This window comes from Zoogloea sp. (assembly GCF_041911615.1).
Classification (GTDB): domain Bacteria; phylum Pseudomonadota; class Gammaproteobacteria; order Burkholderiales; family Rhodocyclaceae; genus Zoogloea.
Window position 1 is genome coordinate 1 of record NZ_JAYROR010000098.1, and the last position, 17085, is coordinate 17085.

At 69.1% G+C, this 17085-nt stretch carries 14 protein-coding genes, 1 tRNA gene and 1 pseudogene; 7 read left to right on the forward strand and 9 right to left on the reverse strand.

The genetic code is table 11. The features are described from left to right. Positions 1-194: pseudogene (locus ACE3P2_RS11950) on the forward strand (hydroxymethylglutaryl-CoA lyase); the annotation flags it as partial. 111 nt (positions 195-305) lie between these two features. Here ACE3P2_RS11950 and fabI read toward each other — a convergent pair. Next, the gene (fabI, locus tag ACE3P2_RS11955; RefSeq protein ID WP_374264703.1) at positions 306-1106 is read right to left on the reverse strand and encodes an enoyl-ACP reductase FabI; all 801 of its coding nucleotides are present in this window, start codon (positions 1104-1106) and stop codon (positions 306-308) included. A gap of 109 nt (positions 1107-1215) precedes the next feature. Here fabI and ACE3P2_RS11960 point away from each other — a divergent pair, with 109 nt between their 5' ends. Next, a complete protein-coding gene (locus ACE3P2_RS11960; protein WP_374264705.1) occupies positions 1216-3402 on the forward strand; it encodes an ABC transporter substrate-binding protein in 2187 nt (728 codons plus the stop codon). 37 nt (positions 3403-3439) lie between these two features. Here the strand turns inward: ACE3P2_RS11960 and ACE3P2_RS11965 are convergent, their stop codons facing one another. The 8 genes from ACE3P2_RS11965 to ACE3P2_RS12000 form a co-directional block, all read right to left on the reverse strand. Then, positions 3440-3910, reverse strand: a complete 471-nt coding sequence (locus tag ACE3P2_RS11965; RefSeq protein WP_374264707.1) for a hypothetical protein — start codon at positions 3908-3910, stop codon at positions 3440-3442. Next, a complete protein-coding gene (locus ACE3P2_RS11970) occupies positions 3900-4832 on the reverse strand; it encodes an FAD:protein FMN transferase (protein WP_374264709.1) in 933 nt (310 codons plus the stop codon). The genes ACE3P2_RS11965 and ACE3P2_RS11970 overlap by 11 nt, the downstream gene beginning before the upstream one ends. Beyond that, on the reverse strand, positions 4829-5398 hold the full coding sequence (locus ACE3P2_RS11975; protein ID WP_374264711.1) for an FMN-binding protein: 570 nt from the start codon (positions 5396-5398) through the stop codon (positions 4829-4831). The genes ACE3P2_RS11970 and ACE3P2_RS11975 overlap by 4 nt, the downstream gene beginning before the upstream one ends. Before the next feature lie 84 nt (positions 5399-5482). Then, positions 5483-6868: a hypothetical protein gene (locus tag ACE3P2_RS11980; protein ID WP_374264713.1), complete on the reverse strand. Its 1386-nt coding sequence runs from the start codon at positions 6866-6868 to the stop codon at positions 5483-5485. Between the two features lie 7 nt (positions 6869-6875). Continuing rightward, positions 6876-8063 (reverse strand): cytochrome-c peroxidase, encoded by a 1188-nt coding sequence (locus ACE3P2_RS11985; RefSeq protein WP_374264715.1) that lies wholly within the window; start codon positions 8061-8063, stop codon positions 6876-6878. 328 nt (positions 8064-8391) lie between these two features. Beyond that, positions 8392-8772: a rhodanese-like domain-containing protein gene (locus ACE3P2_RS11990; RefSeq protein WP_374264717.1), complete on the reverse strand. Its 381-nt coding sequence runs from the start codon at positions 8770-8772 to the stop codon at positions 8392-8394. 88 nt (positions 8773-8860) lie between these two features. Beyond that, positions 8861-9550 carry an RluA family pseudouridine synthase gene (locus tag ACE3P2_RS11995; RefSeq protein ID WP_374264719.1) on the reverse strand — a complete coding sequence of 230 codons (690 nt, stop codon included), beginning with the start codon at positions 9548-9550 and terminating at the stop codon, positions 8861-8863. Between the two features lie 163 nt (positions 9551-9713). Continuing rightward, the gene (locus tag ACE3P2_RS12000; RefSeq protein ID WP_374264721.1) at positions 9714-11576 is read right to left on the reverse strand and encodes an ATP-binding protein; all 1863 of its coding nucleotides are present in this window, start codon (positions 11574-11576) and stop codon (positions 9714-9716) included. Positions 11577-12037: 461 nt separating this feature from the next. Here ACE3P2_RS12000 and ACE3P2_RS12005 point away from each other — a divergent pair, with 461 nt between their 5' ends. The 5 genes from ACE3P2_RS12005 to ACE3P2_RS12025 all read left to right on the forward strand — a co-directional run bounded on the left by ACE3P2_RS12005 (position 12038) and on the right by ACE3P2_RS12025 (position 17038). After that, positions 12038-13456, forward strand: a complete 1419-nt coding sequence (locus tag ACE3P2_RS12005; protein ID WP_374264723.1) for a circularly permuted type 2 ATP-grasp protein — start codon at positions 12038-12040, stop codon at positions 13454-13456. A gap of 3 nt (positions 13457-13459) precedes the next feature. Further along, entirely contained in the window at positions 13460-14407 is a 948-nt protein-coding gene (locus ACE3P2_RS12010; protein WP_374264725.1) for an alpha-E domain-containing protein, read from the forward strand. Between the two features lie 56 nt (positions 14408-14463). Next, positions 14464-14540, forward strand: a tRNA-Pro gene (locus ACE3P2_RS12015). A gap of 132 nt (positions 14541-14672) precedes the next feature. Continuing rightward, positions 14673-15065 carry a hypothetical protein gene (locus tag ACE3P2_RS12020; protein ID WP_374264727.1) on the forward strand — a complete coding sequence of 131 codons (393 nt, stop codon included), beginning with the start codon at positions 14673-14675 and terminating at the stop codon, positions 15063-15065. Further along, the gene (locus tag ACE3P2_RS12025) at positions 15062-17038 is read left to right on the forward strand and encodes a helicase-related protein (protein ID WP_374264729.1); all 1977 of its coding nucleotides are present in this window, start codon (positions 15062-15064) and stop codon (positions 17036-17038) included. The genes ACE3P2_RS12020 and ACE3P2_RS12025 overlap by 4 nt, the downstream gene beginning before the upstream one ends. Positions 17039-17085 lie beyond the last annotated feature (47 nt).

Here is a 17085-nt window from a genome sequence, read left to right on the forward strand (position 1 = left end):
GCCCCTACGCGGCCGGCGCCTCGGGCAACGTGGCCACCGAGGACGTGGTGTACCTGCTCGACGGGCTGGGCATCGAGACCGGGGTGGACCTGGAGCGGCTGGTGGATACCGCCGGCTGGATCAGCGAACGCCTGGGCCGCGCGCCGGCCTCGAAGGTGGCGCGGGCGGTACTGGCGCGGCGCCAGGTGGCCTAGGGCCGGCCGGACGCGCCGCGCGCCGAGGTGGGCCGCGGCCGACGAAGGTGCCGACCACCAAAACAAAGGGCCGCCCCGAGGGACGGCCCTTTTGCATGGCGTGGCGCCCGGTCAGTTCGGCACCAGCGGCTCGGCGTTGCCGAGGGCCGTGGTGTTGAAACCACCGTCCACGTACATGATCTCGCCCGTCATGCCGCTGGCGAGGTCGGAACACAGGAAGGCGGCGGCGTTGCCAACTTCGTCGATCGTCACGTTGCGGCGCAGCGGCGCGTTGTGCTCGTTGAAGGCCAGCAGCTTGCCGAAGCTGCCGATGCCGGAGGCCGCCAGGGTCTTGATCGGGCCGGCGGAGATCGCGTTGACGCGCGTGCCTTCGGGGCCGAGGGTGACCGCCATGTAGCGCACCGAGGCCTCGAGGCTGGCCTTGGCCATGCCCATGATGTTGTAGTTCGGCATGGTGCGCACCGCGCCGAGGTAGGAGAGGGTCAGCAGCGCACCGTTGCGGCCCTTCATCAGCGGCCGGGCGGCCTTGGCCAGCGCCGGGAAGCTGTAGGCGCTCACTTCCTGGGAGATGCGGAAGGCTTCGCGGGACAGGCCATCGAGGAAGTCGCCTTCGAGGGCTTCGCCCGGCGCGAAGGCGATGGAGTGCACGAGGCCGTCGAGGCCGTCCCACTGCTGGCCGAGCTGTTCGAACAGCACGGCGATTTCGTCATCGTTCTGGACATCGCACGGGAACAGCAGCGCACTGCCGAATTCGGCCGCCATCTTGGCGACGCGATCGCGGAAGCGTTCGTTCTGGTACGTGAAGGCGAGTTCGGCACCTTCGCGGTGCATGGCTTTGGCGATCCCATACGAGATCGAGCGATTGGACAGCAGCCCGGTGATGAGAATGCGCTTGCCGACGAGAAAGCCCATGTAAGGTGTCTCCTGTGAATAACCTCACGATTATAACGGATGCTCCCGAGCCGTGTTGCTGCCGCTAATTTCAAGCGTCGCGGCGGGGCGATCCGGTAGACTCGCGGGCATGCGCGCGACTCCTCGATTCTTCGCTTCCTCTCTCCGGCGTGTGCCGGCCATCGTGCTGTGCCTCCTGGCGGCGGGCTGCGGTCAGGTCTGGAACGATCCCTACCCGGCGGTGGAGCGGGGGCAGAACATTCTGTATTCGGCCTTCACCCAGCGTCCGAAGCACCTCGATCCGGTCCAGTCTTACAGCGAGGACGAGGCGACTTTTCTGTACCAGATCTACGAGCCGCCGCTGCAGTATCACTACCTGAAGCGGCCTTTCCAGCTACAAACCGCTGCCGCGGCGGCGATGCCGACCTTGCGCCAGTTCGACGCCGCCGGCGCGTTGCTGCCGCCGGACGCCGATCCGGCGCGCATCGCCCGCTCCGAATACGAGATCCGCATCCGCCCGGGCATCCGCTACCAGCCTCACCCCGCCTTCGCGGTGGACGACGCGGGGCAGCCGCGCTATCTGGCGCTGGCTGCGGCCGATCTGGCGGACAAGCACGGTCTGGGCGACTTCCCCAAAACGGGTACTCGTGAGCTGACCGCCGACGATTTCGTCTATCAGATCAAGCGCCTGGCCCATCCGCGGCTGCACTCGCCGGTGCTCGAGCTGATGGGCGATTACATCGTCGGCCTGAAGGCGCTCCATGCCCGTCTGGCGGCCGACGAGAAGGCGCGCAGCGAAAAGGGCGAGGGCGGCCGCTGGATCGACCTGCGGGAGTACCCGATGGCGGGCGTCGAGGTGGTGGATCGCTACACCTACCGGGTGCACATTCAGGGCACCTATCCGCAGTTTCCGTACTGGCTGGCGATGCCGTTCTTTGCGCCGGTGCCGGTCGAGGCCGATCGTTTCTACGCCCAGCCGGGCATGGCCGAGCGCAATCTCACGCTGGACTGGTGGCCGGTCGGCACCGGGCCGTACATGCTGGCGGAGAACAATCCCAATGCCCGCATGACCCTCGCCCGCAACCCCAATTTCCGTGGCGAAACCTACCCCTGCGAGGGCGAGCCGGACGATGCGGCGGCCGGGCTGCTGGCCGACTGCGGCAAGCCGATCCCCTTCCTGGATCGGGTGGTGTTCACCCGCGAGAAGGAAAGCATTCCGTACTGGAACAAGTTCCTGCAGGGCTATTACGACGCGTCCGGGGTGTCGTCGGACAACTTCGACCAGGCCGTGCAGATGGGCGGGCAGGGCGACGTGGCGCTGTCGGACGAGATGGCCGAGAAGGGCATCAAGCTCAACACCTCGGTGGCGCCGACGGTGATGTACATGGGCTTCAACATGCTCGACCCGGTGGTGGGCGGCACCAGCGAGCGGGCACGCAAGCTGCGGCTGGCGATCTCGATCGCCATCGACCAGGAGGAGTTCATCTCGGTCTTCCAGAACGGTCGCGGGGTTCCGGCGATGCATCCGATCCCGCCCGGCATCGCCGGCTATCGGGCCGACGAGGCGGGCATCAACCACGAGGTGTACGACTGGGTGGACGGCAAGCCGCGCCGCAAACCCATCGAGGAGGCGCGCCGGCTGCTGGCGGAGGCGGGCTACCCGGGCGGGCGCGACGAAAAGACCGGCGAGCCGCTGGTGGTCAATCTCGACACCACCGGCGGCGGTATGGGCGACAAATCCACCATCGACTGGCTGACCAAGCAGTTCCGCAAGCTGGATGTGCAGCTGACGGTGCGCGCCACCGACTACAACCGCTTCCAGGACAAGATCCGCAAGGGCAATGCGCAGCTGTTCTACTGGGGCTGGAATGCCGACTACCCCGACCCGGAGAACTTCCTGTTCCTGCTCTACGGCGCCCAGGGCAAGGTCAAGAATCAGGGCGAGAACGCCGCCAACTATGAGAACGCGGAGTACGACCGTCTGTTCGAGCGCATGAAGGCGATGCCCGACAGCCCGGCGCGGCAGGCGATCATCGAGCGGATGCTGGCGATCCTGCAGCACGATGCGCCGTGGGTGTGGGGCTTCTACGAGAAGGCCTACACGCTCCAGCACGGCTGGTTGTACAACCGCAAGCCGGGCAAGATCATCCGCAACACCCTCAAGTATCAGCGGGTGGATGTGGCGGCGCGGGAGCGTCTGCGCGCCGAATGGAACCGCCCGATGTTGTGGCCCCTGGCTGTCGTCGCCGTGCTCGGGGCGCTGGTGGTGATGCCCGCGGTGCTGCACTACCGGCGGCGCGAGCGGGCCGGGGGCTGAGCGTCGCGGCGGCTTTGCGCGCGTTGCGACCGGCCGCTCAGGCCGGTTTTCGCATCCGCCGCGGCGCCGTCACCCGCAGCACGTGGACGGCCAGCCCCAGGGGCAGGACGAGGCCGAGCGCGATGTGGGCCCAGTCGGCGAGTTCCCGCCAGCCCTCGTCGGCGAGGTAGTAGAGGCCGTAGCCGCTCAGGGCGAGGCCGAGCCACAGGCCGACCATCGTGCCGCCGCTGAGGCGGTGCCGCCCGCGTTCCCAGGCGCCCAGCACGTGATTGCCCCACACCCCCCCGAACACCGCCATGCCGAGCAGGGTGGCGGCGCCGTGCAGGCGCATCGCCCACGGCTCGGCGGGATGGCGCGCGGCGTCTTCGGGCAGCGGCAGGGCGTAATGGGCGAGCAGCCATACGAGACCGCTGCCCAGCAGCAGGGCGGTGACGAGGTAGATCGCCTGACGCTGGCGGTGGCTCGGGCGCACCGGTCGGCGGGGGCGGAGGTGGTGGTCATGCGACATGGGGGGGGTCCGGCGGATACGGGTGGCCGAGGGCGGTCCAGAAGCCGTCGGCGGCGATGAGTTGATCGGGGGGCTCGATGATGGCCGCGGTGGCGCCGAAATGCGCCAGCAGCGGTTCGGCCTCGGTGCCGGCGAGGCTGACGATCTTGGTGAGCCCGTCGGCGGTGATGCATTCGTCGGCGATCACCGTGACGCTGCGCGGGCAGGCCGGGCGGGCGCCGTCGGTCGGATGCAGGATCGGCGACAAGCCCTCGGGCGCGTTAGGGCGGCCGAGGTAGAAATCGCCCGAGGTGGCGGCGGCGCGGTTGCGCAGCACGCCGAGGGGAATCGCGTCGGCCGGGTTGGCGGGGGCACGCACGGCAAGGGGCACGCCGGCACCGTCGAGCGGGCCAAAGGCGCGCAGGTCGCCGCCGGCGTTGACCGTGGCGGCGCTGAGGCCGTGGGCGCGCAGGGTGTCAATGGCGCAGTCGATCGCGTAACCCTTGGCGATGCCGCCGAGGTCGAGCCACAGGGGGCGATGGAAGCGCACCTGCTGTGGATCGGTGAGTTCGATGTGGCGCCAGTTGGCGGTGGGGTCCGGCGTCGGGGCGTCGATGGGGGCGGGCAGGGCGCCGTGGCGGACGAGCCGGGGGGCGACGGTGGGGTCGAAGAGCCCGTCGGAGAGCTGGGCGAGGAGGATCGCCTGACTCAGCACGACCCAGGTGTGCCAGCCGACCGGCATGGTTTCCTGGTGGGCATGGCGGTTCAGGCGGGCGAGTTCGCTCGCGGCGGAGTGGAAGCTGAGGGCGGCGTGAATGGCGGCGATGTCGGCGTAAGCGGCTTCGATGGCGAGGGTGATGCGGTCGGGATCGCTGCCGCGGGCTTCGATGGCGACGTAGGTGCCGAGCCAGGGGCGCAGCCGCCGCACGACGGTGTCGCTCATCGCGGTGTGGCGCCGAGCTGGCCGTGCAGTGTGAGCAGGCGCTGCACGCCGGCGGTGAGGTGGGCGCAGGAGAGGGTCGCGCCGCTGATGTTCTTGATGTCGTCGCCGAAGTGGAACGGCTGGTCGGCGCGGCGGCCGACGAACTGCTTGCGCCAGCTCGGGGTGCGCACCTCGAAGCCGTGGGTTTCGCGGTAGTCGAGGATTTCCAGCGAGCGGACGCTGCCGTCGGCACCCAGCGCCAGGGCGTAGGTGACCCATTCGACCTTGCCGAGGACGTCGTCTACGTACAGCGTGCCGAGCAGCCTGGCGCCGGCCCAGGCGTCGATGCGGCGGATCTCGCCGCGCTGGCGCACCGTCGCGACGGCGTCGAGGGCCTTTGCCTGCTCGGCGGTGAGGCGCAGGACGCGGGTGTCGAAGCGGTCGGCGTCGGGGAACGCGGCTTTCTGGGCCTGTTCGACGCTCATGTACGAGGCGGCCTGGGCGGCGGGCACGGCGAGGCCGGCGATCCCGCCGGCGGCCAGGGCGACGAGGGAGACGCGCTGCCAGCCGTGGGTGGAGGAAGTCATGGGTGGTCCTTCATCAAGCAAAAAGCCCGCGCGGTCGCGGGGCGACCGTCGGGCGGGATGTTAGGCGAAAAAAACCGGCGCCGCTCAGAACTGATAGCCGATGCCCAGGTTGAGGCGGTCGCGTTCGCGGGCCACCTGGAAGCGCTGTACGTCGGCCTTCAGCACCACGTTGTCGCCCACTCGCAGGTTGGCGCCGGTGGTGACGACCTTTTCGTCGCGCTCGGGATCGGCGCCGAGGCCGGCCGGCAGGGCCGCAAAGCTGGCGGCGGTATTGAAGACCTCGTAGCGCACGAAGGGGCTCAGCGCGTATTCGCCGCCCTGCCACAGCTTGTAGGCGGCCTGGGTGTACCAGCCGAAGAACGACTTGGGCACCTGGGTCTGGCCGACGAAGAGGGTGTTGACGGCGGCGGTGTCGGAGATGGTGCCGCGGGCGTAGAGGGCGGCCAGATCCCAGTTGCCCGGCGTCCAGCGGACGTGGGCGTCCCACAGGGTCACGCGGGCGTCGGGGGCGACGTAGCCCGGCGTGCCGGCCACCTTGGAGCCGTGACCCGCCTTGCCGCTGAAGAGGCCGGCGCCCAGGTCGAGGCCCGGCGTGCCGCGCCAGCTGAGGGCGCCGTACAGGGCCGGGTCCTTGCCCTTGGCGAGCTGACCTTCCTGGTGGATGGCGCCGAGGGTGGATTCGCGGCCCTCGGTGCTGGTGCCGTCCCACTTGTTGAGGTCGAAGCCGCTGGTGACGCCCACGTCCCAGCGCAGGCCGGCGTCGGTGACGCCGAAGGCCGACAGGCCCACTTCGCGCCAGGTGCTGGGGATGATCGCGGTTTCGACGAAGTTGCGCTCGACGCCGTAGTAGGCGGTGGGTTCGTGGCTCAGGTTGAGGAAGCCCAGCGGGATGAGGAACAGGCCGCCCTTGAGGCCGACGTTGTCGGTGGCGCGATGTTCGACGTAGAGCTGTTCGACGGCCGCCTCGCCCGAATCGGTGGCGGACGCGATGGCGTGCTCGAACTCGAACTCGCCGACGATGCGGGTGCGCTCGCTGGCCTGGTGGGCGATGCCGATGACGGCGCGACGCACGTCGAACTGGGTCTGGCTCTGGTCGCGGAACGGGCGGTTGTAATTGACCTCGCCGTACCCGAAGAAGGTGGTGCGGCCGGCGTTGCTGGCGAGCGGCGAGGTGTAGGGCTCGGGGGCCGGGGCGGCGCTCGGGGCGGGCAGGGCCGTGGGTGCCGCCGGCGTGGGGGCGGCGGTGCCGGCGATGGCGGTCCGGGGGGCGGGGGCGGGGGTGGTCGGCTGGGCGGTGGGCGCCGGGGCGGCGGCCTGGGCCTTGACGGTCTTCAGTTCGGCCTTGACGGCCTGGAGTTCGGCAGCGAGGCGTTCGATGCGGGCCAGGAGCTTGGCGTCGGTGGTGGCGGCGTGGCCGCTGCCGGCAGCGAAAAGCGTGGCGATCGCGAGGCAGATGCGGGTGGTTTTCATCGTTCGGTCAGGGCGTGTAGCCGTCGGTGAGGGTGTTGAGGAAAGCGACCACGTCGGCGATTTCGGCTTCGGTGAGGGCGGGGTTGTCGCCGGGCTTGCGGTTGTAGGGGACTTCGGTGGTGTTCACGTTCTTGCGGTAGGCGGGGGGCAGGTCGTTGAACTTCTGGACCACGCCGTTCGTGTCGGTGGGGTACCACTCCTCGGGGTTGGTGTCGCGGCGCACGTAGAAGCGCACGGCGTCGGCGAGGGTCTTGATGGCGCCGTTGTGGAAGTAGGGCGCGGTCTTGGCGACGTTGCGCAGGCTGGGCACGCGGAAGGCGCCGCACAGGTCGCCGCGTTCGGCCAGGTCGACACGGGTGGGGCCGCACAGGCCGAGGTCGTAGCGGTCGGGGTCGGCGTTGGCGCGGATGTCGGGATTGCGCGGTACGCCGAGGGCGTCGTAGGTGTTGTCGGTGAACAGCGGCGGGGTGCTGCCGATGCCGGTGCTCACGTGGCAGGCGGCGCAGTTGCCCTTGGTTGGGTTGTTGAAGAGGGCCATGCCGCGCATCTCGGCGTCGCTGAGCTGGGCCTTGCCGGCGCGCCAGAGGTCGAACTTGCTGCTGAAGGGGGCGAAGTCCGGATCTTCGAGCTGGTATTGCTGGAGGGCAAACTGCAGGCGGGCGAAGGCGTCGGCGGGACGGTCGAGGATGTCGCCGCCGAAGACGCGCTGGAAGTCGGCGGCGTGGGTGGAGCGCTTGAGCTTGGCGACCACGTCCTCGACGCTGGTGTTGGCCATTTCGTCGGGGTTGAGCAGGGGGCCGCTGGCCTGGTCGCCGAGGGTGTTGGCGCGGCCGTCCCAGGTGAAGCCGCCGGTGGGGGTGCCGTCGGCGGCGAAGCCGAAGCGGGTGTTGAACTTGAGGTATTGCAGCGATGGGGCCTGGCGGCCGGCTTCGTGGCCGGGCGTGGCGCCGAGGGGAACGGAGCGGGTGTCGGGGGCCGCATGGTGGTTGCCGGCGTCGTGACAGCTGGCGCAGGACATGGCGCCGGTGCTGGAGAGGATCGGGTCGTTGAAGAGTTTCTGGCCGACCTGGGCGGCGGCGGACATGCCACTTTCGCCCTGGCCGGTGGTGCCGCCGCCTCCGCCGCCTCCGCCACCTCCGCAGGCGGCGAGGCTGAGGGTGAGGAGGGCGGTGAGGGCGTGGGCAAGTCGGCGCATCGCGTGCTTTCGGTCAGGCAGCGGGCGCCCGGCGTCGGGGCCGGGCGGGTTGATCTGGGCTGGCTGGCTTGGCGACGGGTCGGCCTGGCTGGCTGGCGTTTGCGCGTCGATGCATCGAATTGAGATTCGGAATGCGATCTATTCGCAAATGAGAATTGATCGCAATGTTAGGGGCGAGATAGGGTGTCGTCAATGCCCTTACGGCGTTCAGGGATGTTTTTTTGTGGAATTCTTGATGGCGCTCAAGAAACGACGGGGAACGTCGGGGCGCCGTGGTTGTCGTCGTCGCCCGGCCGATGGGGCCGGGCCGGGGATGGTGGGGCGGGGTTCAGTCGAAGGCGGGCAGGGCGGGCTTGACGACGGGCTTGCCGGCCGCGGCCCAGGCGTCGATGCCGCCGGCGATGGAGCGTACCTTGAGGTAGCCCATGTCGTGCAGCGCGCAGGCGGCGAGGGCGGCGCGACCGCTGGTCTTGCAGTAGAGGACGATGTCGAGGTCGCGGGCGGCGAGCTCGGGGGCGCTGCTCATGCGGAATTCGAGCATGCCCCGGGAGGCGTGGATGGCGCCGGGAATGTGGCCGGAGGCGTATTCGTCGGCTTCGCGGACGTCGAGCAGCACGTCGGCGTCGCGGATTGCCTGTTCGGCGTCGGCGACGGCGATTTCAGTGATGCGGGCCTTGGCGGCCTGGACGAGATCGTGGGCGGTTTTCATCGGGGGCTCCGGGCGTTGGGGATGGGCGGCGAGGTTGCCGGGGCCGGATATTATATTAGCGTTTGATTATATTTTGGGGGCCGTGGCGTCAGGACGGCCAGTCGGCGAGGAATGGGGCGTGGCTTTCGAGCCGGACGACGGCGCCGCTTTCGGGATGCGGGAAGACGAGCCCGGCGGCATGGAGCAGTAGCCGCGGCGCGGCGGCGCGAAGGGCGGGCGGGGCGTAGAGGTCGTCGCCGAGGATGGGGTGGCCGAGGGCTTGCAGGTGTACCCGCAGCTGGTGGGAGCGGCCGGTGTGGGGCCGCAGTTCGACGAGGCTGAGATCCCGGGCGGGGTCGTAGGCGAGACGTTGGAAGACGGTGAGCGAGGGCTTGCCGTGGTCGAGGTCCACCTTTTGCCGCGGGCGGTTGGGCCAGTCGGTGATGAGCGGGAGGGCCACTTCGCCGCGGATCGGTTCGAGGCGCCCGGCGACCACCGCGAGGTAGCGTTTTTCGATGTTGCGCTGCTGGAAGGCGATGCTGAGCCGGCGCTCCATGGCCGGGCCGCGGGCCATGATCAGGATGCCGGAGGTGGCCATGTCGAGGCGGTGTACGACGCGGGCGTCGGGATACTCGGCCTGCACGCGGCTGGCGAGGCTGTCGGCGTGGGCGGGGCCGCGGCCGGGCACGCTGAGCAGGCCGGCGGGCTTGTCGAGGGCGATGAGGGCGGCGTCGCAGTGCAGGATCTGCAGCGGCCCGGCGGGCGGGGCGTAGGGTGGAGGCGGCGGCGGGAGCGTCATGGGGGCTGTCTGCGCGGCGACGGGCGGGGCCGCATTCTGGCACAGGCGTTGCCCACAGGGCGCGTGGGCAAGCCTGTGGACAAGATGTGGGGCGTGGGGCCAGGTGGCGGTCCCACAAGGGTTTTTTGCTATCGCTTAAAAATGCGGCAATAGTCTGGCGGTATCAGGAACGGGCGCCGGGCACGACATCGGTGCGCCCGACGTGACGCAGCAGCAGCTCGCAGAGGGCGCCCTGGCTGTAGGGTTTGACGAGGAAGTCGTCCATGTCGCAGGCACGGGCGTGGGCTTCGTCCTCGGCGTTGCCGGTGACGGCGACAATGGGAATGTGCCGTTGGCCAGGGGTGAGACGTTCGAGCTGGCGGATGTGGCGGGTGGTGGTGTAGCCGTCCATGCCGGGCATCTGGCCGTCCATCAGGATGAGGTCGAAGGGCTGGCGCTGGAGCAGGGCGATGGCGTCGGCGCCGCTGCTGGCGGTGGTGACGTCGCAGTGGAGCTGTTCGAGCTGCATGGTGGCGAGAACGAGGTTGATGCTGTCGTCGTCCACCACCAGCACGCGGGTGCCGGCGAGGGCGTCGGCGCTGCGGCGGGTGTCCAGGGGATGCTCGACGAGGCGGGGCGGCGTGGCGCCGCGGGTCGGGACGCTGATCGAGAACCAGAAGGTGGAGCCGGCGCCCGGATGGCTGTCGACGCCGATTTCGCCGTCCATCAGGTCGACGAGTTGCTGGCAGATGGCGAGGCCGAGGCCGGTGCCGCCAAAACGCCGGGCGTAGGAGTTGTCGGCCTGGGTGAAGGGGGTGAACAGGCGCGGGACGACCGCCGGGTCGATGCCGATGCCGGTGTCGCGTACGCTGAAGTGCAGCAGCGCGGTGGCGGGCGCTTCGGCCTGGCCGAGGGGGCGGTGGTCGAGGCGCAGGTGGATTTCGCCCCGTTCGGTGAACTTGAGCGCATTGGCGATGAGGTTGCTGAGGATCTGGCGCAGCCGGATCGGGTCGGCCTCGATGCTGCTGGGCAGGTCGTCGGCGATGTCGCAGTGGATCAGCAGGCCTTTTTCGCTGGCCTGGAACTGGAAGAAGGCGGCGACTTCCTCGAGGATGTCCCGCGGGTTGCACCAGATTGCCTCGATGGCCATGCGGCCGGCTTCGAGCTTGGAGAAGTCGAGGATGTCGTTGATGACCCGCAGCAGACTGTCGGCGGAGCTGCGGATGTGGCGCAGCAGATCCTGCTGCTTGTCGTCGAGGCGGGTGAAGGCGAGCAGGTCGGCCATGCCGATCACGCCGTTCATGGGGGTGCGGATCTCGTGGCTGACGGTGGCGAGGAACAGGGATTTGGCGCGGTTTGCGGCCTCGGCGTCGTCGCGGGCCTCGATCTGCTCGAGCATGGCGTTGACGCCGTGCATCAGCGTGCCGATTTCGTTGCGGTTGCCGGCCGCCAGCCGCAGGCCGTAGTCGCGGGTATCGGTGACCTGGCGGATGTGGTCGGCGAAATCCTCGATGGGCGCGGCGATGACCCGTTGCAGGCGATGGGCCAGGAGCCAGGCCAGCAACCCGGCACCGAACAACGCGCCGAGCGCCGTGAGGATGCGGGTGTGGGCCAGTGCGAGGAGCGGTGCGCGGTCGAAGCTGGCGTCGATGCTGCCGAGCGGCAGCGTGCCGAGCCGGACCGGCTGGGTGAGCGTGAAATAGGGGGCGTCGAAGCGGGTGACGTCGATGGCCATGCCGGCGTCGATGACGGCCACGGCGGCGGCGTGGGCCGGCAGGGTGCTGCGGTAGCGGGCGAACTCGGCGCCGTCGGGCGTGCGCAGGGTGACGGCGATGACCCGGTGGTCGCTGCGCAGGGCGGCGAGCATCTCGGCGGCGGCTTCTGGGGTGTCGGTGGCGAGGGCGTCGGTGCTGTGGGCGGCGAGCAGCCGGGTGAGGTTGTCGGCGGTTTCGCGGCTGGTGTCGGCGGCGGCGCGCAGCTCGCTGACGAGCAGGCAGGTGAGCGCGACGACGAGTCCGAGCGCGGTGGTGACGAGTGCGATGAGCATCACCTGGCACTTGATCGGCAGGTCGTGGAAGCGTCGTCGGGCTGGCGGGCGGGCAGCGGAAGGCAAGGTCGGGCGGTGTTGGTCAGGTGCCCTGGCAAAAGGGGCCGGTGGCAGTGGGGACGCGGCCTGGCAGCGTCCGGCTGGGGCGCATTGTAACGACGGAATCTATAACTAAAGAAATAGATTTGTCGGTGGCTGAGCAGTTTTTCCGGCGCGGGGGTGCGGTAGTCGGCCCGTTCGCCGGGCCGTCGGCACCCCGCTGGGGGCTGTCGGACGCGGTGTCGGACGCACCGAGTTGCGGCGTGACCGATTCACCAAGCCGGTGCTCAGGCACTGTTGTGGTGCGCGCACGCTGCCCGCTGCCATAAAGGCTTTCGATTTCAGGGGTTTTTGTACTGGCACGCTTCTAGCTACACAAAAAGTGGTATTCCCGCTCCACCAACATGACAGGCGACAGCAAGATGGCCATCACAAAATTCTTCAATGAAATGACAGCGGACGACGGGAGCGTTCGTGAACATTACGCGGCCTACGCCGCGTGGCTGGACATGACCCCGGCGGAGCGCATCGCTCGCAAGCGCGCGGAAGCCGATTCCCTGTTTCATCGCTATGGCATCACCTTCGCGGTGTACGGCGAGGAGTCCGGCACCGAGCGGCTGATTCCCTTCGACATCATCCCGCGCATCATCCCGGCCAAGGAATGGAAAGGCCTCGAGACCGGCATGCGCCAGCGCGTCAAGGCGCTCAACTGCTTCATCCACGACATCTACCACGGTCAGGAGATCCTCAAGGCGGGGCGCATTCCCGCCGAGCAGGTGCTCAACAACGCCCAGTACCGCCCCGAGATGCAGGGCGTCGACGTGCCGTGCGACGTCTACGCCCATATCGCCGGCGTGGACGTGGTGCGGGCCGGAGCGGGCGAGTTCTACGTGCTGGAGGACAACCTGCGGGTGCCGTCCGGCGTGTCCTACATGCTCGAAGACCGGCGCATGATGATGCGCCTGTTCCCCGAGCTGTTCGCCCGCCACCGCATCGCGCCGGTCGAGCACTACCCGGACATGCTGCTGCACACCCTGCGCAGCGTGGCGCCGCGCGGCGTGGACGACCCGACGGTGGTGGTGATGACGCCGGGGGCCTACAACAGCGCGTATTTCGAGCACGCCTTCCTGGCCCAGCAAATGGGCGTCGAGCTGGTGGAAGGGCAGGATCTGTTCGTGCGCGAGGATCAGGTGTTCATGCGCACCACCCAGGGGCCGCGCCGGGTGGACGTGATCTACCGCCGGGTGGACGATGACTTCCTCGATCCGAAGGCGTTCCGCAAGGATTCGATGATCGGCGTGCCCGGGCTGCTCGACGCCTACCGCGCCGGGCGGGTCACCCTCTCGAACGCCATCGGCACCGGGGTGGCCGACGACAAGTCGATCTACCCCTACGTGCCCGAGATGATCCGTTTCTATCTCGGCGAGGAGCCGATCCTCAACAACGTGCCCACCTACATGTGCCGCAAGCCCGAGGATTTGGCCTACACCCTGGCCCATCTGCCCGAGCTGGTGGTCAAGGAGGTGCACGGTGCCGGGGGCTACGGGATGCTGGTCGGCCCGGCCTCCACCCGGGAGCAGATCGAGACCTTCCGCAAGTACCTGGAAGCGAATCCCGAGAAATACATCGCCCAGCCCACGCTGGCGCTATCGAATTGTCCGACCTTCGTCGACAGCGGCGTCGCGCCGCGCCACCTGGACCTGCGTCCGTTCGTGCTTTCGGGCAGCGAAGTGCGCCTGGTGCCGGGCGGGCTCACCCGCGTCGCACTGCGCGAAGGATCGCTGGTGGTGAACTCCTCGCAGGGCGGGGGCACCAAGGACACCTGGGTTTTGGAGGCCTGACACATGCTGAGCCGTACCGCCGACCATCTCTTCTGGATGGCACGCTACATGGAGCGCGCCGAGAACACCGCGCGCATCCTCGACGTCACCTATCGCCTCAGCCTGCTGCCCCAGAACGGGCAGGAGGTGGAAGCCATGTGGAGCGGAATGCTGAAGATCATGGAGCTGCAGGACTGCTTCCTGGCCAAGCACCCCCAGTTCACCACCGAAGCCGTGCTGGACTACATGATCTTCGACCGGGACAACCCCGGCAGCATCTACCGCTGCCTGCGCGCGACCCGCGAGAACGCCCACGCCGTGCGCGGGACGCTCACGTCCGAGCTGTGGGAGACGTCCAACGCCACCTGGCTCAAGATGCGCGACTTCTCGTTCCCCAAGATGATGGAGAGCGGGCCGGGCGCGTTCTTCGAGTGGGTGAAGTACCGCTCGCACCTGTCGCGCGGAGTCACCATCGGCACCATGCTGCAGGACGAGGCCCTGCGCTTCATCCGCCTGGGCACCTTCCTCGAACGCGCGGACAACACCGCGCGCATCCTGGAGGTGAAATACCTCAACCTGCTGCCGGGCGCCGAGGGCGACGCCGAGACCGCCGATTACTACCAGTGGAGCGCGCTGCTGCGTTCGGTGTCGGCCTTCGAGGTGTACCGCAAGGTGTACCGCGATCACATCACCCCGCTGCGGGTGGCCGAGCTGCTGATCCTGCGCGCCGACATGCCCCGATCGCTGGCCCGCTGCATGAAGGAGGTGTATTCCAACCTCACCCGCGTCGCCAACTCCCGTTCGGCCGAGACCGAGCGCCTGGCGGGCGAGCTGGAGTCGCACCTGCGTTTCGGACGCATCGAGCGGATCTTCGAGGGGGGGCTGCGCAAGTATCTGGAAACCTTCCGCGACAGTATCTTCGATCTGGGCTGCCGCATCTCGGACGACTTCCTGATCCCCACCAGCGCATGAAAGCACCAAATCGTACTTGGCAAACAGCGAATCGATGTCTATAATGCGCAGCTTGTCGGGGCGTAGCGCAGCCTGGTAGCGCACTTGCATGGGGTGCAAGGGGTCGCGAGTTCGAATCCCGCCGCCCCGACCATTGATTCAAGCAAAAAGGCCAGTCGAAAGACTGGCCTTTTTGCTTTTGTGCGCAATTTTTGCGCGAGTTCGACTTTCCGGCACGCGGCCTGCGGCCCGGCCACCCCGTCCAACTGCCATGACGCCTCCCACGATGACCGATTCCATCGCCGCCTGGCTCGACGGCCAGCCTGCCGACGTGCGCGCCGAGCTCGACAACCTGATCGGCTACGGGCCCGATCCCGCCTTCCTGCGCCAGCTGGCCGAGTTGCTGCCGGTGGTGCCGGGGACGGGGCTGGTCGATCTTTATCACGACATCTGGTACTGCGTGCCCAGCGCGCTGGCGTTCCGTTTTGCGGTGCGACACCTGCACGACCCGGCCGGGTTGGTGGATTTCCTGCGGCTCGCCGAGCGGGTGCTGGTGGATGCGCCCACCTGCGACGCCTTCGCCGCCCAGGTCGGCGACGACGACGAACCCTTCGAGGTGATCGGCTGGCTCAAGCGCCGGCTCGGTGTGCAGCGCCACGCGGCGGGGGGGCAAGCGTGAGCGCGCCGCAAGGCGGGCCCGAGGCCGCGCGCGACGCCGACGCCGCGGCCGACCTGCGGATCGCCCGCGTCCAGTGCAGCAACCGGGTGTGGCTGTCCGCCAGCCGGCGGGTGAGCCGGGGTGGCGAGGTGTTTCGCGTGGCCGGCTACATTCCCGAAACCTGCCTGGGACAGCAGATGCACTGGCGTCGCCGCAGCGCCGACGCGCAGAACGCCGCCGAACAGGCGCTGCTGCAGACCCACGGCGCCCGTCTCGAGGCGGCCCTCGACGGCGCCGTCGCGGGGATCGCGGCGTTTCTCGACACCTGCGCCGCCGAGGCGCTGACGCCCAACCTGCGTGCGCTCTACGACGACTGGGCGAGCGGCGAGCTGGACCTGAGCCGCCTGCTCAAGCGCCTCGACCGCGCGCTCGACGAGATGCGCGCCCGCCGCCGTCACCGCGACCTGGCCGCGCAGGTGGGGCGCAGCGTGCGGCTCTCCGACTATCCGGATACCTTCGCCGCGCGCCGCCGGGCCCGCCGGCTGATCGCGGTGCTCGGGCCGACCAATTCGGGCAAGACCCACGACGCCTTCGAACGCCTCGCCACCGCCGCCTCGGGCGTCTACCTCGGCCCGCTGCGCTTGCTGGCGCTGGAAGCCTTCACCCGGCTCAATGAGGAATTCGGCGTCACCGCCTCCCTGGTCACCGGCGAGGAGCGCCGCATCGTCGAAGGCAGCCGGGTGACCGCCTCGACGATCGAGATGCTGGACGCCGATCGTCCGGTGGACGTGGCTGTCATCGACGAGATTCAGATGCTCAGCGACCCGGACCGGGGGTGGGCGTGGACCCAGGCGGTGGTCGGCGCCAATGCGGCCGAGGTGTGGTTGCTCGGCGCACCGTCGGCCGAGCCGGCCATCGTCGCCCTGGCCGCGCGTCTGGGCCTGTCCCTGGAGATCCGCCGCAAGACGCGCAAGCATCCGCTGGTGGTCGGTCAGGCGCTCGCCAACAACGCCGCCGGCGCCCTGCGCAAGGCCCGGCCGGGCGACGCCTTCATCGTCTTCTCGCGGCGTGACGCGCTCAACCTGCGCGACGATCTGCTGGCCCTGGGCAAGTCGGTGGCCTGCATCTACGGCGCCCTGTCGCCCGAGGTGCGCGAGCGCGAGGCCCATCGCTTCGCCGACGGCGAGGCCGACGTGCTGGTGGCCACCGACGCCATCGGGATGGGGCTCAACCTGCCGATCCGGCGCGTGGTGTTCACCGCCGTGCAGAAGTTCGACGGGGTCAAGCGGGGCGATCTGCCGGTGGCGCTGCTGCAGCAGATCGGCGGCCGGGCCGGCCGCTTCGGGCATCAGGACGAGGAGGGCGTGGTGGCCGGCCTCACGCCCGACGAGCACCGCGTGGTGGTGGCGTCGATGAAGGCGCCCCAGCCCCCCCTCGAGGCCCACGGCTTTCAGATCACCGCCGGCAGCGCCTATCTCGAGCAGATCGCGACGATGGCCGGCGACGACCGCCTGGAGGCGCTGCTGTCGCTGTTTCAGGCCCATGCCGATTGCGGCGACGGCTTCTTCACCCCCTTCGTGCCGGACGAGCAGTTGGCCCGCGCCGCCCAGCTCGACCGCATGAAGCGCCTGTCGCTGGCGGTGAAGCACGTGTTCTCGATGGCGCCGATGGCGTCGCAGAACGAGACCATCGACGGTATGTGGCGCGACTGGGCCTACGCCGCCAACCAGGGCAGGACGATCCGCCTCGACTTCCTGCCGCGCAGCCCACGCAAGGCCTCGCTGGAAGAGGCCGAGACCACCGTGCGGCTGCTCGCCGCCTATCGCTGGTTCGGCTACCGTCTGCCCGAGCTGTTCGTGGATTACGACGGCGCCGAGCTGTTTCTGGCGCCGTGGATCGGCGTGGTGGACGGCCACCTGCGCAGTCGCTACCGGCAAGGGGCCGGCGGCGGGCGCAAGGGCGTGCCGAGCTGGTACTGGCCCAGTCGCCGGTGATCCCGCCGGGCGGGGCGATGTGGGGTGGCGCGTCCCCGGGCCCGGCT